This is a genomic window from Planococcus sp. YIM B11945 (genome assembly GCF_050864155.1).
In the GTDB taxonomy this organism is placed as follows: Bacteria; Bacillota; Bacilli; order Bacillales_A; family Planococcaceae; genus Planococcus.
This window is the reverse complement of the sequence record NZ_JBOZWR010000004.1, coordinates 14,394-40,126: the sequence shown is the minus strand read 5'-3', so window position 1 is coordinate 40,126 and position 25,733 is coordinate 14,394. Positions and strand designations below refer to the sequence as shown.

The 25,733-nt window shown below is 45.6% G+C and carries 23 protein-coding genes; 18 read left to right on the top strand and 5 right to left on the bottom strand.

Annotated elements, in window-relative coordinates:
* Window positions 1–89: 89 nt before the first annotated feature.
* The 8 genes from ACRRQV_RS08155 to ACRRQV_RS08120 all read left to right on the top strand — a co-directional run bounded on the left by ACRRQV_RS08155 (window position 90) and on the right by ACRRQV_RS08120 (window position 8,365).
* Window positions 90–1,172 carry a metallophosphoesterase gene (locus ACRRQV_RS08155; protein ID WP_432529580.1) on the top strand — a complete coding sequence of 361 codons (1,083 nt, stop codon included), beginning with the start codon at window positions 90–92 and terminating at the stop codon, window positions 1,170–1,172.
* Between the two features lie 13 nt (window positions 1,173–1,185).
* Window positions 1,186–1,800, top strand: a complete 615-nt coding sequence (locus ACRRQV_RS08150) for a DedA family protein (protein WP_432529578.1) — start codon at window positions 1,186–1,188, stop codon at window positions 1,798–1,800.
* An 81-nt stretch (window positions 1,801–1,881) separates the two neighbouring features.
* Window positions 1,882–2,832, top strand: coding sequence for a 2-hydroxyacid dehydrogenase (locus ACRRQV_RS08145; protein ID WP_432529576.1), 951 nt, complete (start codon window positions 1,882–1,884; stop codon window positions 2,830–2,832).
* Between the two features lie 458 nt (window positions 2,833–3,290).
* The gene (locus ACRRQV_RS08140) at window positions 3,291–4,253 is read left to right on the top strand and encodes a rhodanese-related sulfurtransferase (protein ID WP_432529574.1); all 963 of its coding nucleotides are present in this window, start codon (window positions 3,291–3,293) and stop codon (window positions 4,251–4,253) included.
* 558 nt (window positions 4,254–4,811) lie between these two features.
* The gene (locus ACRRQV_RS08135) at window positions 4,812–6,173 is read left to right on the top strand and encodes an ice-binding family protein (RefSeq protein ID WP_432529572.1); all 1,362 of its coding nucleotides are present in this window, start codon (window positions 4,812–4,814) and stop codon (window positions 6,171–6,173) included.
* A complete protein-coding gene (locus ACRRQV_RS08130) occupies window positions 6,166–6,966 on the top strand; it encodes a class D sortase (RefSeq protein ID WP_432529570.1) in 801 nt (266 codons plus the stop codon). Before ACRRQV_RS08135 ends, ACRRQV_RS08130 begins: the two co-directional genes overlap by 8 nt.
* Before the next feature lie 190 nt (window positions 6,967–7,156).
* Window positions 7,157–7,909, top strand: coding sequence for an SDR family NAD(P)-dependent oxidoreductase (locus tag ACRRQV_RS08125; protein ID WP_432529567.1), 753 nt, complete (start codon window positions 7,157–7,159; stop codon window positions 7,907–7,909).
* Between the two features lie 18 nt (window positions 7,910–7,927).
* Window positions 7,928–8,365 (top strand): MarR family winged helix-turn-helix transcriptional regulator, encoded by a 438-nt coding sequence (locus ACRRQV_RS08120; protein WP_432529565.1) that lies wholly within the window; start codon window positions 7,928–7,930, stop codon window positions 8,363–8,365.
* A gap of 201 nt (window positions 8,366–8,566) precedes the next feature.
* Here ACRRQV_RS08120 and ACRRQV_RS08115 read toward each other — a convergent pair whose 3' ends face one another.
* From ACRRQV_RS08115 to ACRRQV_RS08105, 3 genes are all read right to left on the bottom strand, one after another.
* Complete coding sequence (locus tag ACRRQV_RS08115; RefSeq protein ID WP_432529563.1) at window positions 8,567–9,043, bottom strand: DUF948 domain-containing protein; 477 nt, start codon at window positions 9,041–9,043, stop codon at window positions 8,567–8,569.
* A gap of 170 nt (window positions 9,044–9,213) precedes the next feature.
* Complete coding sequence (locus ACRRQV_RS08110) at window positions 9,214–9,348, bottom strand: hypothetical protein (RefSeq protein ID WP_432529561.1); 135 nt, start codon at window positions 9,346–9,348, stop codon at window positions 9,214–9,216.
* Window positions 9,341–10,303 (bottom strand): MerR family transcriptional regulator, encoded by a 963-nt coding sequence (locus tag ACRRQV_RS08105; protein ID WP_432529559.1) that lies wholly within the window; start codon window positions 10,301–10,303, stop codon window positions 9,341–9,343. Before ACRRQV_RS08105 ends, ACRRQV_RS08110 begins: the two co-directional genes overlap by 8 nt.
* 241 nt (window positions 10,304–10,544) lie before the next feature.
* Between ACRRQV_RS08105 and ACRRQV_RS08100 the strand changes: the two genes are divergently transcribed.
* Genes ACRRQV_RS08100 through ACRRQV_RS08090 form a run of 3 tightly spaced genes read left to right on the top strand, consistent with a single transcriptional unit; the run spans window position 10,545 to window position 14,429 of the window.
* The gene (locus ACRRQV_RS08100; protein WP_432529557.1) at window positions 10,545–12,026 is read left to right on the top strand and encodes an aldehyde dehydrogenase family protein; all 1,482 of its coding nucleotides are present in this window, start codon (window positions 10,545–10,547) and stop codon (window positions 12,024–12,026) included.
* Between the two features lie 21 nt (window positions 12,027–12,047).
* Window positions 12,048–13,214, top strand: coding sequence for a saccharopine dehydrogenase C-terminal domain-containing protein (locus ACRRQV_RS08095; protein WP_432529555.1), 1,167 nt, complete (start codon window positions 12,048–12,050; stop codon window positions 13,212–13,214).
* Between the two features lie 24 nt (window positions 13,215–13,238).
* Entirely contained in the window at window positions 13,239–14,429 is a 1,191-nt protein-coding gene (locus ACRRQV_RS08090) for an acyl-CoA dehydrogenase family protein (RefSeq protein ID WP_432529553.1), read from the top strand.
* A gap of 60 nt (window positions 14,430–14,489) precedes the next feature.
* On the opposite strand, the gene ACRRQV_RS08085 is transcribed toward ACRRQV_RS08090, so the two are convergent.
* A complete protein-coding gene (locus ACRRQV_RS08085; protein ID WP_432529551.1) occupies window positions 14,490–15,404 on the bottom strand; it encodes a diacylglycerol/lipid kinase family protein in 915 nt (304 codons plus the stop codon).
* 106 nt (window positions 15,405–15,510) lie between these two features.
* Between ACRRQV_RS08085 and ACRRQV_RS08080 the strand changes: the two genes are divergently transcribed.
* The 5 genes from ACRRQV_RS08080 to ACRRQV_RS08060 all read left to right on the top strand — a co-directional run bounded on the left by ACRRQV_RS08080 (window position 15,511) and on the right by ACRRQV_RS08060 (window position 21,487).
* The gene (locus ACRRQV_RS08080) at window positions 15,511–16,698 is read left to right on the top strand and encodes an alanyl-tRNA editing protein (RefSeq protein WP_432529549.1); all 1,188 of its coding nucleotides are present in this window, start codon (window positions 15,511–15,513) and stop codon (window positions 16,696–16,698) included.
* A 65-nt stretch (window positions 16,699–16,763) separates the two neighbouring features.
* Window positions 16,764–18,914: a beta-propeller domain-containing protein gene (locus ACRRQV_RS08075; protein ID WP_432529547.1), complete on the top strand. Its 2,151-nt coding sequence runs from the start codon at window positions 16,764–16,766 to the stop codon at window positions 18,912–18,914.
* Between the two features lie 99 nt (window positions 18,915–19,013).
* Entirely contained in the window at window positions 19,014–20,153 is a 1,140-nt protein-coding gene (locus ACRRQV_RS08070) for a zinc-dependent alcohol dehydrogenase (RefSeq protein WP_432529545.1), read from the top strand.
* 65 nt (window positions 20,154–20,218) lie between these two features.
* A complete protein-coding gene (locus tag ACRRQV_RS08065; protein ID WP_432529543.1) occupies window positions 20,219–21,007 on the top strand; it encodes a threonine/serine exporter family protein in 789 nt (262 codons plus the stop codon).
* Window positions 21,008–21,019: 12 nt separating this feature from the next.
* Window positions 21,020–21,487, top strand: coding sequence for a threonine/serine exporter family protein (locus ACRRQV_RS08060; protein WP_432529541.1), 468 nt, complete (start codon window positions 21,020–21,022; stop codon window positions 21,485–21,487).
* A gap of 442 nt (window positions 21,488–21,929) precedes the next feature.
* Here the strand turns inward: ACRRQV_RS08060 and ACRRQV_RS08055 are convergent, their stop codons facing one another.
* Entirely contained in the window at window positions 21,930–23,936 is a 2,007-nt protein-coding gene (locus tag ACRRQV_RS08055; RefSeq protein WP_432529539.1) for an EAL domain-containing protein, read from the bottom strand.
* 167 nt (window positions 23,937–24,103) lie between these two features.
* On the opposite strand from ACRRQV_RS08055, the gene ACRRQV_RS08050 reads away from it, so the two are divergent.
* Together ACRRQV_RS08050 and ACRRQV_RS08045 are read left to right on the top strand one after the other, a co-directional pair.
* The gene (locus tag ACRRQV_RS08050; RefSeq protein WP_432529537.1) at window positions 24,104–24,655 is read left to right on the top strand and encodes a copper resistance CopC family protein; all 552 of its coding nucleotides are present in this window, start codon (window positions 24,104–24,106) and stop codon (window positions 24,653–24,655) included.
* On the top strand, window positions 24,652–25,713 hold the full coding sequence (locus tag ACRRQV_RS08045; RefSeq protein ID WP_432529535.1) for a copper resistance D family protein: 1,062 nt from the start codon (window positions 24,652–24,654) through the stop codon (window positions 25,711–25,713). The genes ACRRQV_RS08050 and ACRRQV_RS08045 overlap by 4 nt, the downstream gene beginning before the upstream one ends.
* Window positions 25,714–25,733: the final 20 nt, after the last annotated feature.

Here is a 25,733-nt window from a genome sequence, read left to right as displayed (position 1 = left end):
TAAGTCTTGAGGCGTAGAAAAGATTAGGAATCAATGATTGGGGAACTGAAATGTTATAATGGGTTCAATATAGAAAGAGGAGATAGAGGATGAGAATCATTACGGCCAGCATTGGCACTTTACTTATTTATTGCAGCCTCACTGCCTACATCGGCTGGAACGTCTACCTTTGGCTGGGCAGTTTAATCCCGCTGAATGCTTATTTGTTTGGCGGACTTTGGTTTCTTTGGGCTTTCAGTTTTCTGGTCGGAAGGCTTGGCCACCAGTGGCTGGCGTTTACAATTATGGGCTCGTATTGGTTTGCGTTTTTTGAGTACTCGGTGCTTTTGACGCCGCTAGCCAATATTGCCAGTTTGTTTGTGACGGCGGAAAATCCTGCATTGATCGTCGGCTCGGTTGAAGCGGCCATTTTATTGCTTATTTTTGCAGCCGGTTCGTTCTTGGCTTATAATCCTGTTGTTAGAAAACTTGAAATCACTGTGGAAGGTCCGGAAGCGGAGCCGCTGCACGCGGTGGTAGCTTCAGATTTCCACTTAGGCGTGTTGTCCGGCAAAAATCATTTGAAGCGCTTTGTGAAAAAAAGCAATAGCTTGAATCCGGATGTTGTCTTTTTAGCAGGCGACTTGGTGGACGATGATCCGATTTGGTATGCCCGTTACGGAATGTCTGAAGTGATGGACCAATTGACTGCGAAAATCGGGATTTACGGCGTATTGGGGAACCATGATTATTACGGCAAGAAAATTCCGCTCCTTACGCAACTAATGGAGAAATCGGGTGTTCATGTGTTGAAAGATGAAACTATTTTGGTTGCAAATCGTTTCTATCTTACAGGAAGAGAAGACCGGACCAATCGAGAGCGGCCGTTTCTTGAAAAATTAAAGCCGGACAGCGACTTGCCATGGATTGTCATGGACCACACGCCGTCCGATTTAGTAACGCCGGTTGAATTGGGTGCGGATTTTCATATGTCTGGCCATACCCACAGAGGCCAAATGTGGCCAAACGGGTTGATCACCAAAAAAGTGTTTGATTTGGATTATGGCTACCGCCAAATTGAGAAGACGCATTTTCTCGTGTCTTCGGGGTTTGGTTTTTGGGGGCCGCCGATCCGTATCGGCAGCCGCTCTGAATTGTGGTCGGTCAAAATCAATTTTAAAATGAAGAGTTAAAGGGAGCGTATTAATGGAAGCTTGGATTACATCGGTAATGTCTGATTATGGTTATTTAGGTATCTTTTTTCTGATTATGCTAGAAAATATTTTTCCTCCGATTCCATCGGAGCTGATTTTAACGGTTGGCGGATTTATGACGACCACGTCAACCATGACAATTCCAGGGGTTATTGCTGCAGCTACTGCGGGGTCGCTCATCGGGGCTGTCATTTTGTATGGCGTCGGTTTATTGCTAGATGTGGAGAACTTGGAAAAGTGGATTGACAAGCACGGCCATTGGCTGAAAGTGAAAAAGGCAGATGTGCGGCGGGCCGATTCTTGGTTTGACCGGTTTGGCGTTTGGACGGTCTTCTTTGGACGTTTGATTCCGCTGGTGCGCAGCTTGATTTCCATTCCGGCCGGTATGTCGAATATGAAGTTTTGGCAATTTCTGCTCTTTACGACAATCGGGACACTTTTGTGGAACACGGTGCTTGTGTACGTCGGGGAAGCGGTTGGCGACAACCGGGAGAAGATCTTGGAACAATTAGATATCTACTCAAATGTTGTCTATGCCTTGATTGCTTTAGCAGGCATCGCAGCAATTTGGTATTACGTAAAGAAAATCCGGACTCGGACAGAATAAAACCAATGGAAGACTGCTGGCAATTGCCGGCAGTTTTTTTAATTGATATAATTGTTTGACAACAAGACTGGAGGGTGTTTGATGAAACCGATGATTTACATAACACAAAAATTCCCGGAAGAGGCAGTAAAAGAATTGCAAGCCTCCTATGAAGTCCGGATGTGGCCGGAAGAAGACACAAACGTGCCGCATGACAAATTGGTGGAAGAAATAAAAGAAGCGACGGCTTTATGGGCGACGCTGTCGGACAAAATAGACCGCGAAGTGATTGAAGCCGCGCCAAATTTAAAAATCATCGCGAACTTGGCAGTGGGATACAACAACATCGATTTGGATGCAGCGCGCGAACGGAAAATAACCGTGGTGAATACTCCGGAAGTATTGACCGAAGCGACGGCAGATTTAACCTTTGCATTGATGCTCGCTACTGCACGGCGTTTAAATGAAGCAGAACAGACCGTCCGAAGCGGCGAATGGAAATCGTGGACGCCGATGGGCATGACCGGGCAAAACGTCTTTGGCGCCACACTTGGTATTATCGGCATGGGCCGCATAGGAGAAGCTGTAGCGAGACGGGCACAAGGATTTAACATGAATGTGCTTTACCACAACCGCACGCGGCGCAGTTTGGAAGATGTAAAATATGCGGAATTTGATGAGCTTTTGCAGCAATCGGATTTCGTCGTCATTTTAACGCCGCTTACTCCTGAAACAAGAGGGATGATTGGCGAACGTGAACTATCACTCATGAAAGAATCGGCGTGCCTCATCAACGTCGCACGCGGCGGTATCGTAGATGAGGCAGCTTTATACGAAGCATTAGTATCCAAGAAAATTTGGGCGGCCGGCCTTGATGTATATGAACAGGAACCACTGCCGACAGACCATCCATTATTGACTTTGCCGAATGTCACAGCCCTTCCGCATATCGGAAGCGCCACAATCCAGACGCGCCAAGCGATGATGGCCATGAACGCAGAAGCGATTTCATCTTGCTTGGAAGGACGTTCTGTAAAAAATCGGGTGTGTTAATGGAAAAGCAAAAGCGCCCGTATAGATTCGACGGGCGTAAGACAGACTGGCGAAGTGGCGTTCTTTGCCGCATAGCCGGGTTGGGTTTTGACCCAGAGAATCTGGGCGCTGGAGCTGGACAATAGGAAAAGCAAAAGCGCCGGTATAGATTCGACGGGCGTAAGACAGACTGGCGAAGTGGCGTTCTTTGCCACACAGCCGAGATGACTTATGCCTCCGAGAAAGCCCCGACAAGCGCTGAAGGGCATGAAAGCAATGGCGTTCTTTGCCATTGGCAGCAAGGCAGACCGCGACCTCGAGGGTGGTCTGTTCGAACTGGAATTTATTAAGCAGCTGCTTCGGCAGTTGCTTTTTTAGTGAAGAGAAGTTGAAATTTGTTTCAAACTATTGTAGAATTGTAAAGGTTTTTGAAGTCGAAATGGCTAAAGAACAAAATGAATGAATAGGGGGTATGATTCATGCAAAATCATACACACAATGTCTTACTTTATTACAAATACGTAGAAATTGAAGAGCCAGAAACTTTCGCAGCTGATCATTTAAAAGCGTGCAAAGAGCTGGAACTAAAAGGACGCATCTTAGTTTCTCATGAAGGCATTAACGGTACTTGCTCAGGTACTGTCGAACAAACGGAAGCGTACATGGAAATGATGAAAAACGACGAGCGTTTCTCAGACATCGTTTTTAAAATTGATGCGGCAGACGGCCATGCATTTAAAAAGATGCATGTTCGTGCTAAAAAAGAAATCGTTCATCTTGGCTTAGAAGATGACGTAAATCCGAACGAATTGACTGGAACTTACTTAGAACCTGAAGAATTCTACAAACGCATGCAAGATCAAGATACAATCGTGCTTGATGCACGGAATGACTATGAATTTGATTTGGGCCATTTCCGCGGCGCTGTGCGTCCGGATATTGAAAACTTCCGCGATCTTCCGGATTGGGTCCGTGAAAACAAAGAAATGTTTGAAGGCAAGCAAATTTTAACGTATTGCACAGGCGGCATCCGCTGTGAAAAATTCTCTGGCTGGTTGAAGAAAGAAGGCTTTGAAGATGTTGCGCAATTGCACGGAGGCATCGTCACTTACGGCAAAGACCCAGAAGTGCAAGGTAAACTTTGGGACGGCCAACTATATGTCTTCGATGAACGCATTGCAGTTCCAGTAAACCAAGTGGAACATGTAGTTGTCGGAAAAGACCATTTTACAGGCGAACCATGTGAGCGCTACGTAAACTGTGCGAACCCGGAATGCAATAAGAAAATTTTGGCTTCCGAAGAAAACGAACACAAATACATGCGTTCATGCTCAGACGAGTGCCGCGAACATCCACGCAATCGCTATGCGTTTGAACACGGCTTGACTGGTGTAGAAGTGCAAGCACGCTTGGACGCGTTAAAAGAAACAACTGAAGTTTAATAAGAAATGCTAAAAGGCGTATGGGATTTATATCCGATACGCCTTTTTTCTATGGGAGTTATAGTAATTTGAAGAACTGCCGAGTGCTATATTTCTAGATAAATGGAATTTAAGGAAGCGAGCATCCATTTCCATAAAGATGGTTATAAAATTATTGGTTTTAGCATTTTTTCGATAAATAAACTTCTTAATTGAATATCCTGAGTATATTCTTACCCTCGCACCCTTAATAACGAAAACTTGTTAAATCAGGACATTTCTTGATGATGAACTACACTATAATTAATTTTCAAAAGAGTAACTACCAGGGGGTTGTAAGTAGTTGTACAGGCCTTAAAGGTGAATAAAACCAGTGAGTCATGAAAAAGGTATGACAAATAGAATATTCAATTATTCTCCATAAAAAATAAAAATATCAAAATTTATACAATAAAGTAAACAATCTACACAGTTTTGGTTAAAAAATGAATTAAATAGGACTTTTTCACTTTGCTAATAACTTTATAAAAATAGTATAATAGAATTAGAAATATACCGTTGAAAGGGTGAATCATAAAAATGAAAAATTATAAGGCAAAAGCAATAATCCTCACCATGCTCCTCTCATCTACCCTCTTCACATTACCTGTCCATGCCGCAGGCGTTGATCCGGGACTTGGATCAGCGAATCCATATGGAATTTTGGGCGCCACCACAACAGTTACAGAATCTACTCGAATTGTCGGAAGTTTAGGAAGCGGAGGTTCAACAGGAACACCCACTGTCACGGGTTCCATAGATGTTGCCAATGCATCATATACTGCAGCTTTTAAAGATTTTCAAGGCGCTATGAACAATGCCGACTCACAACTTGCTGAATTTACAAGGTCTACCTTAGGAGGAGACACATTAACTCCAGGAGTTTACAATTTTAATAATGCCGTAACCATCGGATCAAGCATAAAACTTCAAGGAAATGGAATATACATATTCCAGATTGGTGGAGCACTTACAACTGCTGCCAGTACACAGATTCAATTATTAGACGGAGCCCAAGCTTGTAATGTTTATTGGGTAGCTGATGTTGCTAATATTGGGGCAAATAGCAATTTTGCAGGAACATTAATGAGTAAATCTGCCATTACAATTGGGGCAAACTCAACGATTAACGGCAGAATGTTAGCACAGACGGCTGTTACCGCGGATGCAGCCAATACACAAATTCTTGTGCCGCCAGCATGTACGACACCGGAGCCAACACCAGAACCGACGCCAGAGCCTGATCCAACACCGGAACCAGAGCCGACGCCAGAGCCTGATCCAACACCAGAACCAACACCGGAACCAACACCAGGACCGATTGATGAGACACCGACACCTGGGCCAATTGAAACACCGACACCTGCACCGATTGAAGAACCAACACCAACACCAGGACCAGGTGAGACGCCGACACCAGGACCGGGTGAAACACCGACGCCGGCACCGGTTGAAGAACCAACGCCAGGACCAAGTGAAACACCAACACCATCAGTCGATCAACCAACTACACCCATCAAGAGTGGAGAGACGTCATCAGTTGATGTAGAAGTTAACCCGGATGGCAGCATAACGATTCATGCAGCCTTGCCTGACGGTACAAAAGGCAAAGGTACTTGGATTTTTGATATAGGAGGAAAAATCTACAAAGTTAAAGGTTCAGAAGAAATTACTTATACCGCAGAAAACGTCCCAGCAGGCACTTATAAAGTAAAAGTGCAATTCGTTGGAGACGATAATAGCGAAAAAATCGATATTGGATCGGTTACAGTTTCGATTCCAACAGTCGATGGAGGGCAACTTCCCAAAACAGCTACTCCTTGGTATAGCCTTCTGCTTGGCGGAACTATTCTTTTATTGATTGGATTAGTATTCTTAAAGAGAAGAAAAGTGTATGAATAAACCTTCTTTTCCAACTCGCATACTAAAAGTTGCACATAAGCTTTCCCCAGGATTTTTAATCTTGGGGATATGTTTAATTGGGTGGGCATCCTATCAAATTTATTCTCAGTCTTTTCCTGCACCTGTCGTGATTGAACAGCCGCAAGAACAATTCGAACAAGTTGTTGCATCATCTGAAGCAGTAGATATAGAAAAGGCAAAGGAAGAACCGGCAGATCAGGATGAAATTATAGATTTATTAAGAACGTCTGAAGCAGTTGCTATAACAGAGGAAAGAGAAAGTTCGGATAAGGATGAAATTACAGTTCCAATAAGACCGACTGAATCAGCAGCTCTAGCAGAAGAAACAGAAAATCAAAATGCCAATGAAATTCTCTATCCAATAAGACCAGTAGTTGGTGAAAATATAGGGAATTTAACCATTCCTGCTCTCAATCAAAAACTGCCCATCGTACATGGAACAGATGAAGATGAATTAAGCAGTGGAATTGGCCACTTTGCTGGCAGCGTATTGCCTGGAGAAAAGGATAATTCTGTTTTAGCTGGCCATCGCGATACGGTATTCCGAGAACTCGGTCAGCTGAAAATTACCGATCAACTTATTGTCGAGACTTCAGCAGGCACATTCACTTACGAAATCAGGGAAATCAAAATTGTCCCAAAAGAAGACAAGTCCATCATTACCCCTACTGCTTCTGCCGTTCTAACCGTCACTACCTGCTATCCATTCAGTTTCGTTGGCAGTGCACCAGACCGCTATATCCTAATTGCAGATCTTGTAAGCAGCGAATAAGCTAAACTCATATAGAAAATGAAAACACCGCATTTTTCGATAGGATATCGAAGAGGCGGTGTTTTGTTTGAAATGAGAATAATGCTCTAAATTTCCTTGGAAACTTAAAATGAATCAAGCAATATAGTTTAATGTTATACTATTTAGTGTTAAACTAAAAACAATCTTAAAAAGATAAGAGGAGATTCTATTGAAATTACAAGACAAAGTAGCAATCATTACAGGCGGTGCTGGCGGTATCGGCAGCGGCATGGCTTTGGCAATGGCTAAAGAAGGCGCGAAAGTTGTAATCATTGATGTGAATGAAGAATTAGGAAATGTGATGGAGCAGGAACTACAAGCCAACTCTTCGGAGTCTCTTTTCATCAAAGCGGACTTGACCAATCACGCAAATTTAAAAACTATCGTGGAAAATGTCGTGAAGAAATACGGCAAGCTGGATATTTTAGTGAATAATGCGCACGTTTCCCGCCAGACGATGTTTGCGGATGTGCCGACAGAAGAACTGGAGCTGTCAATGAACACGGGCTTTTTTCCAACATGGTATTTGATGCAGGCGGCTTATCCGTATCTAAAAGAAACAAAGGGCAATGTCATTAATTTTGCATCGGGTGCCGGATTGAACGGCCATGAAACTCAAGCTTCTTATGCTGCTGCAAAAGAAGCAATCCGCGGCGTTTCACGGGTAGCTGCAAACGAATGGGGAAGAGACGGCATCAACGTTAACATCATCAGTCCGCTAGCTGACTCGCCGGGCGTTCGCGCCTGGGCTGAAGCGCAGCCGGAATATTATCAGGAAGTCGTCTCCAAAATTCCAATGGGCCGTTTTGGGCATGTGGAAGAAGATATTGGCCGCGTCGCTGTCTTTCTCGCAAGTGAAGATTCCAAATACATTACAGGCCAAACGATTATGGTCGATGGCGGATCTATTCAACTTCGCTAATCTACAGGAGGCTTTGAGATGGAAAAAACAGACATATTTCAACTCATCAACGTAATCGAACAATTGAACAACGCCAATATCGTTCTCTTCACCAAGAAGTTTTCCTATCCTTTAGGAATTTCACCCATCTTGGTGTTGGCTGAGTTAAAAGATAAAGGTCCTCGGAAACAAATGGAGCTGGCCGAAATGGTCGGCTTGACTAAAGGGGCCTTGACGAATATTTCAACTAAACTTGTGAAGTTAGCGCTTGTTGAGCGTCTTTATGATGAAGAAGATCGTCGCATCATCCGCTTAAGGATTACCGATAAAGGATTAGAGGCTTTGCAGGAAGCTCATAAAGCAGGCAATGCAATTTACCTCGACTTGTTCGATTCGTTTTCTGAAGACGAACTAAATGAATATTGGCGTCTTCAAAACAAATTGCTCGAAGCCAGCTTAACGAAAAAGCTGCTATAACCAAAATCCTTGATAGAAGATTTCTAGCAATCCAGTTTGCTGCAGGTCATTCTTCTATCAAGGATTTTTTAATTCGAGCCCGAATAAAAAACTGTATGCGTTGAACTAAAGATAAAATCCGCAATCAATCAACATGTGGCGTCTTGTCGAAAGTCGCAGCCATCCAATCAAAAAAGGCAGCCGATGCGGCTGCCTTTTTGATTACTGTTGTTTATTCTCAATCAATAGTTGTTGAGAATCGGCAGAAGTAGCATTGCCGCGATTTTTCCAGAATCCCCATAACTCAAGGACAGTGGAGGTAGTCCCAATCGCTTGGTTGACTTGTTCGACGTTTTCTTTGTCTTGGCTCGCGTTCTTGGCAATGCCAGACGTAATCAGCTTGACCGACGAATTTAAGTCGAGAACCGAATTTTTTGTGCCTTTTGCGGCATCGATCAAAACGGTGACTTTTTCGGATTTTACTTGCATATCTTCTTTCAATTCGTTTGCATGATGCTGTAAACTTGTTGTTTCGAGTTTCAGGCTATCCATGCGCCCCTTCAAATTGTCTGCCGAACCTTTGATTTTTTTCATTGGTTCTTTCATTCCTTTTATGAAAAGACCAACTCCAATTCCTGCTACGATCAGGGCAATGACAACGATTGCCAATGCTATGTAGAGCCATATTGCCGAGTCCATGCTGTTTCCTCCTTTGTTTTATTGATGTGTTGGATATCTTATACCCGTTATTCCTTTCTAATTAACATGCTGCAAGCTACAAACTCACAGAACCCTCGAACGCTTTCTCCAAAAAAACCCGCAAAAGGAGATCGGACTTGGTCCACTCTCTTTTGCGGGTTTAGCATCCTCTATTGTTCTTCATCGGTTTCTTCTGCGCATGCATTGCAGTACAGGTTCCCGTCTATGTACACGCCTTCCAAAAATCCATCCCGACAAAAGACTTCTTTGCCGCAATTGCTGCACGGCCCAATCAGTTCACGCATTCGCTAAACCATCGGCATAGATATACATGGCATCCTTTAAATACGTGGACAAACCTTGGCCATGCTGGTCGATATTTGTGGAGAAGCGCCGGTCTGTTGCGTATAAGTCGCCCAACCCTCGGAACATTTTTGGATTGCATTCGTAGAAACGGTTCAACAAATGATAATAAGCGGCCATTTCTCGTTGGACTTCAAGAGAAGCGGCGGGAAGATGCATTAAGGAAGCAACCGTGCGATAAATGCGGTTTCCTTCACGGTTAATTTCTTCCAAGTCTTCTTCTTCTTTTTCAAACGCATCTTCTTCATACGATTCGTTGTCTTCGATCGCCTCTGCTTTTTCAAGCGCAGTAGAATTTTCAGCAAGCGAAACGCCCTCTGTACTGGCAGAATGTTCTGCATCAGACTCTTCATCAAAAGCCATATCATCAACAGGGGAGAGCACTTCAACCGCAGTCGCCCCAGCAGCAAGCGAAAGTTCTTCATCATCAGCCGCATGGCGAGCAGCTGGCGCTTCAATGGTTTCTGCGACAAGCGCTTCCTTATGCGCTGTATTTCGGTATTTTGACAAATCGTCGGTTGCTTTTTCATTCGCAAATGCCGCAAAACGCTGTTCATTCGTCAATGTTTCTTCACCGCGTAATTCAAACAGCGTCATTTCGGCATTGGCAATCAGCTTATCCAAGCGTTCTTGTTTCTGGCGCAGTGAAGAAGCATGCTGAGCCAAAGCAAGCTCAGGGTCAAATCCTTCCGCCACAATTTCCTGGATTTTTTTCAATGAGAACCCGAGTTCTTTAAAAAACAAAATATGCTGAAGCAATTTCAAATCTTCGTCGTTGTAGTAGCGGTATCGGTTAGAGCCTATATTGGAAGGCTTTAACAGCCCAACGCTATCGTAATGGTGGAGAGTCCGCACACTAACTCCAGCAATTTTTGCCACTTCCTGTACTTTGTACATAATTGATCACCTCTACTGCTTAGTTTAAACTATTACGCTCCGTTACTGTCAATTCTTTTTCGCAAAACAGATGGAATTGATTCATTCAGCACAGCAAAGCTAAAGACTTTTGTATGAGGGCAATACAAGCAATAAACAGTAATTAAAAGAAAATTCAAATATTTTGTAGGAATTTTTGATTAGATATGAAAGAATAGGAATGAGAGCGCTTTCTTATGAATGCATGAAAGGGGAAATGGGGATGTACTTACAGAATTATGTCAACGGCTCCTGGCAAGATGCCCCGGCAGCCAACTATGCCGCGGTCATCAATCCGGCAAACGGAAAAGAGTTGGCGCAAGTGCCCTTGTCGACACAAGCAGATGTCGACGCAGCAGCGCAGGCAGCAAAAGCGGCCCAGAAAAAATGGGCGAAAGTTCCGGCTCCTAAGCGAGCGGATTATTTGTATGAAATTGGCCGGCTCATGAAACAAAAGAAAGAACAATTGGCGCAAGTGCTGACTAAAGAAATGGGCAAAGTGATTGAAGAAGCACGCGGTGAGGTGCAAGAAGGCATCGATATGGCGTATTACATGGCGGGCGAAGGGCGCCGCTTGTTCGGAGAAACGACGCCTTCAGAACTTGCCGATAAATTTGCGATGAGCGTCCGTTCGCCAATTGGAGTAGTCGGCTTGATCACGCCATGGAATTTTCCGGTTGCCATCGCCACGTGGAAATCGTTTCCCGCAATTGTGGCCGGAAATACGTTTTTATGGAAGCCGGCTACCGAAACACCGATGATGGCTTATGAAATGGCACATATTTTTGAAGAAGTGGGCTTGCCGGCTGGCGTAGCGAATATCGTATTCGGTTCAGGCTCTGAAGTAGGAACCGCAATGATCGAGCATCCGGATATCCGCGTCATATCCTTTACAGGTTCAACGGAAACGGGACGGAAAGTGGCAGAAACAGGAGGCCATCATTTAAAGAAAGTCTCGCTTGAAATGGGCGGGAAAAACGCAGTCATCGTCATGGACGATGCCGACCTCGACTTGGCTGTTGAAGGCATTCTCTGGAGCGCTTTTGGCACTGCTGGCCAGCGCTGCACCGCCTGCAGCCGTGTTATCGTGCACCAGGCGGTAAAAGAAGAACTTCAAAACCGTTTGCTGGAAAAAATAAAAACCCTGACCATTGGAGATGGATTGGATGAATCGGTGAAAGTTGGACCGGTCATAAACCGAAAAGCGATTGAAAAAATTCATTCGTATATCGGCATCGGCCAAAAAGAAGGGGCGACGCTGCTTGTGGGCGGAGAGATTTTGACTGGCGAACCCTATGACAAAGGAAACTATTACGCACCGACGCTGTTTACCGATGTTGCGCCCGATATGCGCATTGCCCAAGAGGAAATTTTTGGCCCTGTCGTATCCATTATCGAAGTCGGCAGTTTTGAAGAAGCGATCGAAGTGAATAACGGCGTCATTTACGGGTTATCAAGTTCCATTTACACGCGGGATGTCAACCAGGTATTCAAAGCGCAGCGCGATTTGGATACCGGAATTGTCTACATTAATGCCGGAACGACCGGCGCGGAAATTCACTTGCCGTTCGGAGGGACGAAAGGAACCGGAAACGGGCACCGGGATTCAGGAATAGCAGCACTCGATGTATTTACGGAATGGAAAAGCGTGTACGTTGACTTTAGCGGCAAGCTTCAGCGGGCACAGATCGACAATGAGCTTTAATCCGAGAGGGGGATGCTTGAGATGAAAGTGGCAGTATTGGGAGCAGGATTGATGGGGAAGCAAGCGGCAAAAGATTTGATTGTAAGCAGCGAAGTGGAAAAGGTTTATTTAGCGGATTTAGACCAAGAGCAAACTGCGGCTTTTAAAAAGTTGCTGCAAAGCGATAAGTTGGTGGTTCTGCCATTGGATGCAAATGATGAAGCCAGTTTGGCGAATGTGCTGACAAAAGCGGATGTTGCCATTAATGCGCTGTTTTATACGTTCAATGAAAAAGTGGCGAAAGCTGCCGTTGCTTGCGGCGTCCACTTGGTGGATCTAGGCGGACATATTGGAGGAGCGACGGCAGCTGTTTTGGCGCTTCACGAACAAGCGGAAGAAAAAGGCGTAACCCTGATTCCGGATTTAGGAGTGGCGCCAGGAATGATCAATATTTTAACAGGCTACGGCGCCAGCAAGCTCGACTATGTCAGCGACATCAAGCTGTTTGTCGGCGGCATCCCAGTACATCCGGAACCGCCGCTCGAATACAATCACGTGTTTTCACTCGAAGGCGTCTTCGACCATTATACCGATCCATCCCATGTCATCCGTGACGGCGAATTATTGGAAGTGCCTTCTTTGTCAGAAATCGAGTTTGTCGAGTTTGAAGGCTTCGGCGAATTGGAAGCGTTCCATACCTCAGGCGGGACATCGACATTGACGGAAACATTCAGCGATGTCGAGGCGCTCGAATACAAAACCGTACGCTACAAAGGGCATGCCGATAAATTTCGCTTGCTTGTGGATCTCGGCTTTACAGACCGGGACAAAACGGTCACAGTTGACGGGCGCAACATCCGGGTGCGGGATGTTTTGCGGGAAGTGTTAAAGCCCATTACAGCGCTGGGCGACAAGCAAGATGCGGTGGTGCTGCGCGTGATCGTTTCCGGAAAGAAAGCAGACGAAGAAATGGCTTATGTCTACGATATGATCACTGTCAAAGACATGGCTGCCGGGGTTACGGCGATGGCGCGGGCAACTGCGTATACAATTTCCGTTGTGGCTCAAATGATCGGGAACGGTCTTATCGACAAACGCGGATCCTATCCGCCGGAACTGATTGTTCCCGGAGAAGAGTATATTGAGGAAATGGCGCGCCGGGGCGTTGAAATCGTTGAAACGGTCCAGTACACAGCTTACCAAAGCTGAAGCGGCTTGAAGGGGGAGCGGGAAATGGATTTTGAGTTTACACAAGAACAGCAACTTCTCAGAAAAACAGTCAGGCAATTTACCGACAATGAAATCATTCCATTCATCGCAAAATGGGACGCAGATGGCCATTTTGATCCGGTGATTTGGAACCGGCTTGCGGACCTCGGTTTGATGGGTGTCTGCATTCCTGAAAAATACGGAGGCAGCGGCATGGATTATAATTCGCTGGCTATCGTCTGTGAAGAATTGGAGCGCGGGGATACTGCGTTCCGTACGGCAGTTTCGGTCCACACGGGCTTGAATTCAATGACGCTTTTGCAATGGGGAACAGAAGCGCAAAAAGAGAAATTCCTGGTTCCGCAGGCAAAAGGTGAAAAAATCGGAGCTTTCGGTTTAACGGAGCCGGGCGCCGGGTCGGACGTAGCGGCACTTTCCACCACCGCTGTGCGCGATGGCGAGGAGTATGTGTTAAACGGCCAAAAGACGTGGATTTCCCTTTGCGATGTGGCGGATCACTTTATCGTTTTTGCTTACACCGACAAATCGAAAAAGCATCAAGGCATCAGTGCGTTTATTATCGAGCGGACGCGGGTTGGGTTTTCGTCAAAAGCGATCAAAGGCAAATACGGCATTCGTTCCGGGAACACGGGCGAACTGTTTTTTGATGACGTGCGGATTCCAGCGGAAAACCGCCTCGGGGAAGAAGGGGAAGGGTTTAAAATCGCCATGGCCTCACTCGACAACGGCCGTTTTACCGTAGCTGCCGGCGCCTGCGGTTTGCTGATGGCTTGTCTGGAAGAAAGCGTAAAGTATTGCCATAGCCGCTCCACGTTCGGCAAGCCGATCGGCGAACACCAATTGGTCCAGCAAATGATCGCCAATATGGAAGCGGGCTATCAAATGAGCCGGCTCCTCGTCTACCGGGCAGGTGAAATGAAAAACAAAGGCATCCGCAATACGCGGGAAACGTCGCTCGCCAAATGGCAAGCTTGTGATTTCGCCAATAAAGCCGCAGACGATGCGGTGCAGATTCATGGTGCCTATGGATACTCGGATGAATATCCGGTAGCGCGCTTTCTCCGCAATTCGAAAGCGCCGGTGATTTACGAAGGCACGCGTGAAATCCATACGATCATGCAAGCGGAATATGTTCTCGGCAAACGCGAAGACAAAACGCTGAACCGCATGCTGCCTCCGTGGCCGTTTGAGTAATTAATAAAAAATAATAAAAGAGCCTGGGACTGTATCCAAGGCTCTTTTTTACATAAAATATCAAATCAAGCTTTCCGCCGCTACTTTCGGTACCAGCATTTGCAGTTTTTTTGGCTGGATTTCAATTTCTAAAGGCGTTTTCAAATAGATTTCTCCATCGGTGTCAACATCCATTTCATGTTCAGTACGAATGACGATGCGGCGCCCTTGGAAGTGCGTTACGTGCTCCAAGTCATCAACGCGAAGATCCGGCTGAGACAGCGAGAACCATTCACGTACTGCGGCAATGGATGTGGTTTGGACCACAAAAACATCAAGCAGCCCGTCCGAAGGATCAATCGATGGCAGAGGAACTGTATGCGTACCGATCGATTTGCCGTTCATCACCAGCACCAAAACCCCTTCTTCCTCGTATGCCTCATCATCCACTTCAATTAAAATCGTAAAAGGGACGGCTTGCCTCATCGATTGCAGACCGCTCATAAAATAACTTAACTTGCCATAGCGTTCTTTTAAATGCGGATCGATATTTGTCGAAGCATCCGTAATCAACCCAATGCCGGCGAAATTCAGAAACGAATGGCCGTTAATGGTAGCGGTATCTATCTCTTTAACATCCCCTTGGACCAAAGCTGCTGCTGCTTCATCCAGTGCCAAAGGGATTTCCAACGTCCGGGCAAAATCATTGCAAGTTCCTCCAGGCAAAATGCCGAGAATTGGAGGATTGTCTATAGTGGCCAGTGCCTGAACCGCCAAATGGATCGTTCCGTCTCCTCCAACGACAAACAGTACATCTGCTGACTTCGCCGCCTTTATGCAAGCTTCTGCAAATTCTTCAGGTGAATTTGTCTGAATCAGCTCCAGTGTTTGGGATTCTTCTGCTAATGCGGGGGTCGAAAGGGAAATCATGGCGTCGCTCATGGACTGCCCTGCCTGAGCGTTATACAATAAAACGGTACGGTCAAATCGTGGCACACTAGCACCTCCTTAAAAAATATCCTTTATTCTTTGTTTCCCACTAATTAAATTTTCATAAACACACAGCACAACGAATTTCTAATTTGAAAGAGGGAACTTAATTATGACCAATAAATTGTACTATGAAAATCCAGAGCTTCGCGCACACACAGTAGCCGTTCTTCAAAATGAAAAAGACAGCCACGGAGATTACGTGGTTTTAGATCAAACCATTTTTTATCCCGAAGGCGGCGGCCAGCCGAATGATTTGGGAACGATCAATGGTGTGAACGTGTACGACGTACAAACGGTAAGGGGGGAAATTCGCCATTACATAGAAACTCCGCTGCCTCTTGGAACTTATCAAACGGAACTTGATTGGGCTCGCCGTTGGGACCATATGCAGCAGCATGCGGGTCAGCATGTATTGAGTGCTGTATTTGATGACGTCTACCAGATGAAAACGAGCAGCTTTCATTTAGGGAAGGAACGTGTTTCAATCGATTTGAATGCGCCGGAAATCACTGGCAGCCAGCTGGAGGATGTCGAAAAGCGGGCAAACGCTGTAATCCGTCGACATCTACCGATTCAAACGCAATGGGTAACGCAAGAACAGGCAGCCGAAATGAACTTGAGAAAACCGCCGGCAGTCGACGGACCGATTCGATTGGTGATCATGGACGGCGTCGACACTAATGCTTGCGGAGGCACCCATCCATTGAACACGGCAGATATCGAGACAATTAAAATCATCAGCACAGAAAAATCAAAAGGCGGAACCCGGGTGTATTTCTTATGCGGCACTCGCGCCATGCATTATTTCCAGCAGTTAATCCGCACAACCGATGAACTCGTACGCCAACTAAATGCTCCATTGCCTGAACTCGTCGCTGCGGCAGATGCTTTGCTTCAGGAAAAAGCAGCCAACGAAAAAACCATTAAGGACCTGCGTGCAGAACTCTTGGAAGTGGAAGCAGCAAGTTTTATGCCGGATCCAGCGCACGGAACGGTGGAAAAACTATTCCGCAACCGGCCGATAAAAGAAATTCAGCAATTGGCCAGACTGGCGATTAGCCGGCATCCTTCCGCTCATCTTTTGTTTTTGGGGATGGACGGAGAAGACATGCGCTTTGTTTGCGCAAAAGGAACAGACGCTCCGGGGGATATGCGAGAAGCGTTAAAAGAATTGCTCGCTTTGACTGCCGGAAAAGGCGGTGGAAACGAACAGTTGGGGCAAGGGGGCGGCAAAACAGACAAGCTGCCTGAAACCTTCTTCCAGGTTTTTCGCTCTTCTGTACAAATTAATAAGTGAATGGTGTAACTTTTTCTGTTCTCTTCTGTCTAATGGGGAAAGAAGAGCTGAAAGGGTGAGGAGCAATGAAGAAAAGGGGTATCTGGTTGTTTATCATATCGGCTATCGCATTAATCGGATTAGGTCTATTTTTTGCGGTCGATAAAGTGTCTGTCAGTGCATCTTCCTTGGCGTTAGCAGAACAAGGCTGGAGAGCAAACTTTTCTTCAGCACTCAACCGGGACGCAATTGAAAAGGGCGATTTGTATCTTACCGATTCCGAAGGCAAGCCGGTAGAAGTGGAGATGGTCTTGCACAAAAATGGCAAAACCATTGAGGTGCCAAGCATTACTCCTGGCGCCTACCAATTGCATATAAAAGAAGCCGCAGTAAAAGGCAAGCTTCTCAAGTCGCTCGATACAAAGAAAGTGGCATTTGTGGTCCAGGAAAAACTCAATAAGCTGGCCAATGAAGATGAATTAAAAGCATATTTTGCTCAATTGCTCGATCTTCAAAAGAAAAACGGCGAACCCGGGGCGATTTTTTCAGAAGAATCTGCGGCCAGCGAAGAGTCGGCTGACAGCAGTGCTTCTGCCGAAAGCGGATCCGGCGGGGACTTTTCAACGACCAACAATCAAGTAGAAGGCGTCGATGAAGCGGATATGGTCAAAACAGACGGTTCCTTTATTTATTCGATTAGTGGTCCGCGAGTGGTGATTTCCGATGTGCGAAACCCAGATGAGATGGCTGTAGCGGAAGAACTGACATTCACGCAGGAAATGTATCCGCAGCAATTGTTTTTATCGGGCGACGTATTGGCTGTCCTTGGCAGCCAGTATTCCGACCGGCCGATGTACGAGGATATCATGGAATTCCATCCGCAGACAGGCCTGACTTCTGCTTATTTGTACAATGTCAGCAATCCGGAATCGCCGGAATTAATCCGTGAATTCGGCACCGAAGGAACGTTGAACGGCGCCAGATTGGCAAACGGGATCTTGTACTTTGTCACCAATGCCTTTCCAGACTTCCGTGCGATGGAACAAGGAACTGGCGGAGAGCTTCGCCCGCATGCATTCGATTCGAAAAAAACCGGCGCCTTGCAGCCTCTTGCTTATGACAGCATCACCATTCTGCCAGGTACGATGTCTGCCAGCTACAGCATCATTTCAGCCATCGATTTAAGCGAGGCTGAAAAGAACGATATCGTAACGGAAGGGTTTTTAGGAAGCAGCGAACAATTGTATATGACAGAGGAAAACTTGTATTTAACGGCATCTGCCTATATGCCAATTAGCGAAGAAGAAACCGATGATGATCTGGACATGTCGGTTTGGCTGCCGCAGCAAGCCAATACAAAAATTTTCAAGTTTGCGCTGGATGGCATTGCAGTGGAATTCGCGGCTTCGAGTGAAGTGACAGGAACACTGCTCAACCAATTTTCGATGGATGAACACAATGGCTATTTCCGAGTCGTCACCACGGAAGGCTTTGCATGGGACGAAGCGGCGCCATCCAAAAACCACTTGTTCGTGCTCGATGGCGGGTTAAAGCAAGTGGGATCTGTTGAAGACCTGGCGCCGGGAGAACGGATCTATTCGGCCCGGTTTATGGGAGACAAAGCGTATCTCGTCACGTTTAAAGAAACCGACCCGCTTTTTGTCATTGATGTTTCTGCGCCATCTGCACCAAAAGTGCTCGGCGAATTAAAAATACCCGGTTTCTCAAACTACCTGCACCCACTTGGGGAAGATCATTTGATTGGATTTGGCTATGATACCAAACTAGAGCCGGTCAAAGGGCAAGAGCCCCGTGTTGTAACGGGAGGCATGAAGATTTCGTTGTTTGATGTCAGCGACTTTGCCAAGCCGGTAGAAAAAGACACTGAAATCATTGGCGGACCGGGAACGTATTCGGCGCTTCAATACGACCATAAAGCCTTATTCACCCATACCGAGAAAAATTTGTACGGGTTCCCTGTTTCCCTTTTTAGAGAAACAGGAGGCGATTATGTCGAGTTTGAAGCAGAAGGAGCCATGATTTATTCCATCACCTCGGAAGGCATTGAAGAAGCAGGGAATTTGCTGAACGAGGCAAACGCAGAGTTCGAAAACTGGGAAACCAGTATACAGCGCATCATCTATATTGAAGATACGCTTTATACCATTGCCTCTGAAGAACTCAAAAGCTATGATTTGGAAACGTTCGAATTAAAAAATACATTGAAATATAACTGACATCAAGGAAGCAAAGAATGACTTTGCTTCCTTTTTAACGTTTTTTATTAAAGGAAAGAGGGAAGAGGAAAGTATTCTGAATTAAACGGAGGGATATGGATGAAGGCAGTTACTTTTCAAGGAGTAAAGAATGTTCAAGTGAAAGAAGTTGAAGATCCAAAAATCCAGAAAAAAGATGACATTATCGTCAAAATCACTTCAACAGCAATATGCGGTTCAGATTTGCATATTTATCAAGGCGCTTTGCCGGCACGAAAAGATTATGTGATTGGCCATGAACCAATGGGAATAGTAGAAGAAGTTGGGCCAGAAGTAACAAAAGTAAAAAAAGGCGATCGCATCGTCTTGCCGTTTAACGTAAGCTGCGGACATTGTTTTTATTGCAACCATGAAATGGAGAGCCAGTGCGACAATTCAAACGGCAATCCACATTTCGATACAGGCGGTTATTTCGGGTTTACAGAACGCTACGGCGATTACCAAGGCGGCCAAGCTGAATACTTAAGAGTGCCGTACGGGAACTTTATGCCGTTTGTCATTCCAGAGTCGGCCGAATTGGAAGATGAGCAGGTGCTGTTCTTGTCTGACGTCTTGCCGACTGCTTGGTGGAGCGTCGAAAACGCGGGCGTAAAATCGGGTGACACAGTAGTGGTATTGGGATGCGGGCCAGTCGGATTGATGACGCAGAAGTTTGCCTGGATGAAAGGCGCTAAACGCGTTATTGCCGTAGATGAACTGCCTTACCGCATGGAACTTGCTAAAAAAATGAATAATGTAGAAGTGTTCGATTTCACGAAGCACGATAACTTGGGCGCGTTTATCCATGAGATCACAGCAGGCGGTGCTCAAGTAGTGATTGATTGTGTTGGGATGGACGGCAAAAAATCTCCAGCAGAAGCCGTTCAGCAAAAATTGATGCTGCAAGGTGGAACGCTTAGCGCAATTGATATCGCGAAAGATGCGGTCAGCAAATTCGGTACGATCCAATTGACAGGCGTTTACGGTTTGAAATACAATCAATTCCCGCTTGGGAATATTTTCGAGCGAAACGTAACAATGAAAATGGGCCAAGCTCCTGTTATTCATTTGATGCCGATGCTGTTTGAAAAAATTCAAAACGGCGAATTCGACCCTCGTGAAATTATTTCGCATATTGTGCCGATGAGCAATGCCACTGAGGCTTATCAAATCTTTAACGACCATTTAGATGAATGTACAAAAGTGATATTGAAGCCATAAGGTTGCCAATTCAATGCTAAACGCTCCGTACTTTCGGAGCGTTTAGTTTTTTTGTGAGATGCGTTATGATAAAGAGAAAATGCGAGGGGGAAAGCACGTTGGTTGAATTAAAAGAGACAAGGCGTGAACTTGCCCTGGACTGTTGTTTGCTGGCTGGCAAGATCATGATGGAAAGCGGTGCAGAGACGTACCGCGTAGAAGATACCATGATCCGCATGGCTGTCTCGCAAAAAATGGTCAACTCCCATTGTTTTGTGACACCGACCGGCATTATGTTTTCACCCAGTGATGAACTGGCTACCCGATTTGTCCGCATCAGCAGCCGCCGAACTGATTTGAAACAAGTGGCACTGGTCAATGCAGTTTCACGAAAACTGGTATCCGGAGAATACACACTGCAAGAAGCATATGAGAAAATGCAGATTATCGATAAAACCGATTATTCATTCAGCATGGGCCTCCAAGTGTTGGCTGCGGCCGTCGCAAGCGGCTGTTTCATGATTTTAATTGGAGGAGAATGGCGTGATTTTCCTTTTGCGTCCCTGTTTGGCGGAGTTGGATTTTATATCGTGGAAATGATTTTGGCGCAGACGCGTGTTAAAATTTTCTCGGAATTTATTGGTTCTTTTGTCATCGCGGTGCTGGCACTTCTTGCCGTCAAATCAGGATGGGGAATAAATCTTGACACAATCATCATCGGATCGGTTATCCCGCTTGTGCCTGGACTGTTGATAACAAACGCAGTCCGTGATTTGATGGCAGGGCATTTTGTTTCCGGCCTATCAAATGGTGCCGAAGCGTTCTTGACGGCTTTTGCCATTGGAGCCGGCGTCGCACTTGTTTTATCTTTTTAAGGAGGGGATCGAATGAACTGGCTCGTGGAAGCATTACTTAGTTTTACCGCAGCGGCAGCTTTCGGAATCATTTTCAATGCCCCTCGCAATACACTTGTAAGCTGTGGATTGGTAGGAATGTGCGGTTGGCTCATTTACCGGACGTATTTTTTGGCATTTGACGATTCGGTTCAAGCGTCTTTTGCTGGAGCTTTTGCGGTCGCATTAGCCGCCCATATTTTGGCAAGAAAATTTAAGATGCCCATGATCATTTTCAGTATTGCGGGCATTATTCCCCTAGTACCGGGAAGCAAAGCGTATAACGCCATGCGCAATATCGTCGAAAATCAATACTTGGAAGCGATCGCGTTTGCCTCAGAAGCCTTGATGATTTCCGGAGCCGTCGCTATGGGCCTGGTTTTTGCAGAAGTGTTGATGCAATTGTTTTTCAGGCGCCAAGCAAAACGCACACAACGAAAAATCGGCATGACACGAAATTGATTTTGTGCAGGCCGATTTTTTGTGGAGAAATTTGAGCAGCACAAATAAATCCAGAGGAAGGCTTTTAAAAAGAAAAAAGCGGCTGTTCCATAACTACAAAATATAAAAAAGGCTAAGAAAAGTGTTGCTTTTCTGAGCCTTTTTTATAATTAGCTGACGGGAATGGAAGCGGCGAAAACCATCTGCTCCTGCATCTGCTCCTGCATCGCTTCGCTGCTTCGTCGCAAAGAATCGACCGAACTCCCTTCGGTCGATTCTTTCCTGCGGGAAAGCGAAGTGCCGAAATCCACTCGGACGAGAGTCCGAGTTAGTTCGGCGCGAGCCCGCGGCAAGCGCAGCTGGCTTGCGGAATAGCCACTACAAAAGAATATTTTCTACCGTTTGAAAAGAGTTATTTAACAAGCTGAAAAAAGCGATTTGCATGTCTGCAAATCGCTTTTTTTTATTTTAACCACTTTTCAAGTTCTTGTGCTTCCATCGGGTGGCCGGTGATGTAACCTTGGATGCTGTCACAATCCATGGCGCGCAGCAATTCAAGTTGTTCATTTGTTTCGACGCCTTCAGCTGTTACTTGGAAATCCAACGATTTTCCGAACTGGATCATTCCGTTGATCATTTTCTGCATTTTTTCTTGGCGTGTAATTGATTGAATAATGCTCCGGTCAATTTTTAACGAAGAAATTGGCAACAACAACATGTAACGGAATGAAGCATAGCCGGTTCCGAAATCATCCAAGGTAAAGCTGATGCCTTTTTGATTCATTTGCTGCATTTGACGGATGATCGAACGTTCTGCTTCCGCCTCCAAAGCAAATTTCTCGGTGATTTCTATCGTCAGTGAAGAAGGGTCGCAGCCATGAAGCTCGACTTGTTTCATTAACGCAGCAGCCATGTCTTTGTCCCGGAACTCACGAATGGATGAGTTGATGCTGACGTGCAAATCCAATCCGCGAGATTTCCAATCTTGCATTTGGGCGCAGACGGTTTCGAGGACGAACAATCCGATTTCATGGATCATGCCGCTTTCTTCCGCGATCGGAATCAATTCATCCGGCGGCACGATGCCGACTTCATCATCTTGCCAACGCACGAGCGCTTCAACGCGTTCGACTTCGCCGGTTTGCAAGTTGACTTGCGGCTGATAAAGCAATTGCAAATTGCGGCGGTCTAGCGCATGGATAAGCCGTCTTTCGATATGCGCTTTTCGGTTCAATTGTTCGTGGTCTTCGGCAGTCAACATGGAAATGGCGCTGCCTCCGCGGTCTTTTACTTTTTTGACAGTCGCATGAGACGCTTTGATCAAATGGACAAACGATTGCTGGTCTTCCGGATAGCGTGTAATAGCACCGCTGACCGTCATCGGGATTGCTGCACCGTGAAGGTATACCGGATTCTGCTGCAAATAATGCAAAAATCCTTCGATAAACCAATTGCTGAGCGGTGTAATCAGTGCGAACTCATGAAGCCCCGCCCGCATAATAAGCGAATCCGAGAAATACGTGCGCAAGCGCTTCGTGAATTCAATCAGCAGCTGATTTTCCGTATCGGTTTCCGAGACGTCCCGCAAAGTGTAAAAGTGGTCAATATCTAAAAAGACAAACGAAAAATGTCTTTTTTCTTCAATGTATTCATTCACCACTTGCTCGAGGCGGTGGCGGTTTTCAAGACCTGTTACCGGATCGATAAAGGCAATGGATTCTAAATGGTGCTGAGAGTTTTTGGTTGCGGTAATGTCTTTTTCAAGGAAAATATAATACGTGTCTTCCCCTAAAAGGTGCATTGGAATCGCAGTCAAGTCGACCCAGTAGATTTCGCCGTCTTTTTTCAGCTTTTTGACTTCGCCGTTCCAGACGTTGCCGCTTTTCAATGTCGCCATAATGGTCTCCACCAATTGAACGTCAGCTTCTTCAACATCAAACATTTGCCAGATCGGTTTGCCAAGAATCCGTTTTGGTGTCCATTTGCTCAACTTCAAAAACAGCGGATTGGCATATGTAATCAAAAATTCTTCATCAAAATACAAAAGCATGAAGGATTCGTCTAATCCTTCCCGCAGGCTGTTCAACTCACGGCTTGCCGAATCTTCTGTCTGGGATTCATCCAGTTCAAAAATCGCCATGACAAATTGGTCATGTTCAGAAGTGAAAGCTTTTGCAACAACAGTCGTATAGCTTCGGATCCCGTCACTCAGCTCAATTTCCACATCTTCAAAACGTATCGGTTCTTTGCTGTGAAGAATGGCATCCCACGGTTGTTTATATAAGGCAGCTTTATCTGGATTCATATATGAATTAACTCGGCCTTTGATCGTGTCCGAGTCGATTTGAAAAACACGTTCAGCATGGCGGTTGCACCATACAGAGAGCCCGTTTTTATCCATGATAATGATTGGGAAAGGAATATGGTTGAAAACGAGGTTATCGGATAACAGTTCTTGCATTTCACTCATTCCATGACGCTCCTTAAATGTAGTCTATTTCCATTATAAAGAAGAAAATGGCTATCGTCATCCTTTTGCTATAAAACTGTGCTGTTTTTGTGCATTTAGTTTACTAGGAATTAGCAAAAAATCGTGAGAGAATAAGCTATAGCATCAAGAAAGGTAAGGCGAATTAGATGAAAAAATTAGTTGTTTTATTAGCAATGCTTGTTTTAGCACTTCCGTTTTCAGTTGAAGCCCATACGACACTTACATCTTCAACTCCAGCGGAAGGAGAAATGATCACCGAACCGCTTGAAGAAATCCAACTCGTTTTTGGAACCGCTGTTGAGCAAGGCAGCAAAATGGAACTTCAAGGAGAATCCGCATCATATGAATTCGAATCGATTGAAATAACCGATAATACCATGAAAGGAACGATAAGCGAAGAATTGCCAAACGGCGCTTATACGGTCAAATGGAACATCATTGGGGAAGATGGACATCCGATCGAAGGGGAATATTCATTCGGTGTGAACGTTGAAACCGCGGAGGAAGTGCCTCCTGCCGAAGAAGAATCAGTAGCAGAAGAGCCGCCTGTTGAAGAAAATCAACCAGCAGCGGACGAAACGGCCCAAACAACGACTAGCAGCGAAAGTGGCAGCAATCTGTTTGTGACGGTATTGATTGCAGCAGCAGCTGTGTTATTGATTGTTGGGTTGTATGGGCTATTGAAGAAGAAATCATGACAATTTTCACGTCGTTAGCGGATTTTTTGCTTTATGTGGCGTTTGCTTATCTTGCGGGATCGGTCGTTTTGGCTTTTGTTCCAGAAGACCGCAAGCCGGAAATTCGCTATTCCAAAAAGCTGCTTTTGGCCTGTGTGGCAGGCATCGCGCTTTTTTCGGCGGCGCCGCTTATTGAGCTGGTTGTTTTTCTCGGAAAAGGAGAAGGCTGGATCACTACGTTTTTTACAGTCGCGATTGAGTCAAGAGTTGGCCACGGTTGGCTGATTACCGTATTTTTAAGTTTAGTGTTGGCCATTGCCGTATTTTTTAAAAGTTCCAAGTTCAACCAAGCGTATTATTTGCTGTTGCTGATTCTCGTCGTGGGCTTTTTCAGCCACGTATCGACCATTGATTTATGGCCTGGCTTTGTTTATCATTCCATTCACTTCTTATTTATGGCTATGTGGTCAGGGGTTTTGCTGCATGTTGCCTGGTTTTCGAAAGACGGAACCAATTGGCCGCGTTTTTTAGCGTGGTTTACACCATTTGCGATTGTTTGCTTTATTGGTTTGATAGCAAGCGGCGTCTTGATCATGGTTGTTTTTGTCGACCCGTCCGATTACGCGAGTTCGTGGGCGCTGCCTTACGGACAAATGCTGCTGTTGAAGCATTTAAGCATTGTGCCGCTGCTTATGGCAGCGTTCATCAACGGGTTTTTAAACAAACGCCGTGCATTTGAAAAAATGTGGCTGAAAGTGGAAAGCTTGCTCGTGCTTTGCGTGTTTTTGTTTACCGCGTTTATGAGCAAACAAGCACCTCCGCACAACATTAACAACACGTTTTTGACAGAAGGAGCCGCACCATTAGTCAAACTACTGAAAGGCGACCAGTTCATCCCAATTGAAGCGGTGTTGGAATGGTCAAGCAATGGCATGATGCTGCTTGCCATGGGCTTAGTCTTTTTAGGCATGATGCTGCTTGGCAACTACCGCCGCGTTTCTTCGTGGCTATTGTTTTTATTCGGTCTCGCATTTATCGTTGTGGTTTATATCGGCTTGATGATGAACGTTTCGTTTTAGGAAAAGGGAGAAGGGGGCGG

Excerpts from the sequence above, each read along its gene's own strand:
- ACRRQV_RS08075 (WP_432529547.1), top strand. The coding sequence starts at position 16,764 with ATGAAGAAAAGGGGTATCTGGTTGTTTATCATATCGGCTATCGCATTA.
- ACRRQV_RS08070 (WP_432529545.1), top strand. The coding sequence starts at position 19,014 with ATGAAGGCAGTTACTTTTCAAGGAGTAAAGAATGTTCAAGTGAAAGAA.
- ACRRQV_RS08145 (WP_432529576.1), top strand. The coding sequence starts at position 1,882 with ATGAAACCGATGATTTACATAACACAAAAATTCCCGGAAGAGGCAGTA.
- ACRRQV_RS08150 (WP_432529578.1), top strand. The coding sequence starts at position 1,186 with ATGGAAGCTTGGATTACATCGGTAATGTCTGATTATGGTTATTTAGGT.
- ACRRQV_RS08080 (WP_432529549.1), top strand. The coding sequence starts at position 15,511 with ATGACCAATAAATTGTACTATGAAAATCCAGAGCTTCGCGCACACACA.
- ACRRQV_RS08090 (WP_432529553.1), top strand. The coding sequence starts at position 13,239 with ATGGATTTTGAGTTTACACAAGAACAGCAACTTCTCAGAAAAACAGTC.
- ACRRQV_RS08140 (WP_432529574.1), top strand. The coding sequence starts at position 3,291 with ATGCAAAATCATACACACAATGTCTTACTTTATTACAAATACGTAGAA.
- ACRRQV_RS08110 (WP_432529561.1), bottom strand. The coding sequence starts at position 9,348 with ATGCGTGAACTGATTGGGCCGTGCAGCAATTGCGGCAAAGAAGTCTTT.
- ACRRQV_RS08105 (WP_432529559.1), bottom strand. The coding sequence starts at position 10,303 with ATGTACAAAGTACAGGAAGTGGCAAAAATTGCTGGAGTTAGTGTGCGG.
- ACRRQV_RS08155 (WP_432529580.1), top strand. The coding sequence starts at position 90 with ATGAGAATCATTACGGCCAGCATTGGCACTTTACTTATTTATTGCAGC.
- ACRRQV_RS08100 (WP_432529557.1), top strand. The coding sequence starts at position 10,545 with ATGTACTTACAGAATTATGTCAACGGCTCCTGGCAAGATGCCCCGGCA.
- ACRRQV_RS08130 (WP_432529570.1), top strand. The coding sequence starts at position 6,166 with ATGAATAAACCTTCTTTTCCAACTCGCATACTAAAAGTTGCACATAAG.
- ACRRQV_RS08115 (WP_432529563.1), bottom strand. The coding sequence starts at position 9,043 with ATGGACTCGGCAATATGGCTCTACATAGCATTGGCAATCGTTGTCATT.
- ACRRQV_RS08065 (WP_432529543.1), top strand. The coding sequence starts at position 20,219 with ATGATAAAGAGAAAATGCGAGGGGGAAAGCACGTTGGTTGAATTAAAA.
- ACRRQV_RS08120 (WP_432529565.1), top strand. The coding sequence starts at position 7,928 with ATGGAAAAAACAGACATATTTCAACTCATCAACGTAATCGAACAATTG.
- ACRRQV_RS08050 (WP_432529537.1), top strand. The coding sequence starts at position 24,104 with ATGAAAAAATTAGTTGTTTTATTAGCAATGCTTGTTTTAGCACTTCCG.
- ACRRQV_RS08045 (WP_432529535.1), top strand. The coding sequence starts at position 24,652 with ATGACAATTTTCACGTCGTTAGCGGATTTTTTGCTTTATGTGGCGTTT.
- ACRRQV_RS08060 (WP_432529541.1), top strand. The coding sequence starts at position 21,020 with ATGAACTGGCTCGTGGAAGCATTACTTAGTTTTACCGCAGCGGCAGCT.
- ACRRQV_RS08095 (WP_432529555.1), top strand. The coding sequence starts at position 12,048 with ATGAAAGTGGCAGTATTGGGAGCAGGATTGATGGGGAAGCAAGCGGCA.
- ACRRQV_RS08135 (WP_432529572.1), top strand. The coding sequence starts at position 4,812 with ATGAAAAATTATAAGGCAAAAGCAATAATCCTCACCATGCTCCTCTCA.
- ACRRQV_RS08055 (WP_432529539.1), bottom strand. The coding sequence starts at position 23,936 with ATGAGTGAAATGCAAGAACTGTTATCCGATAACCTCGTTTTCAACCAT.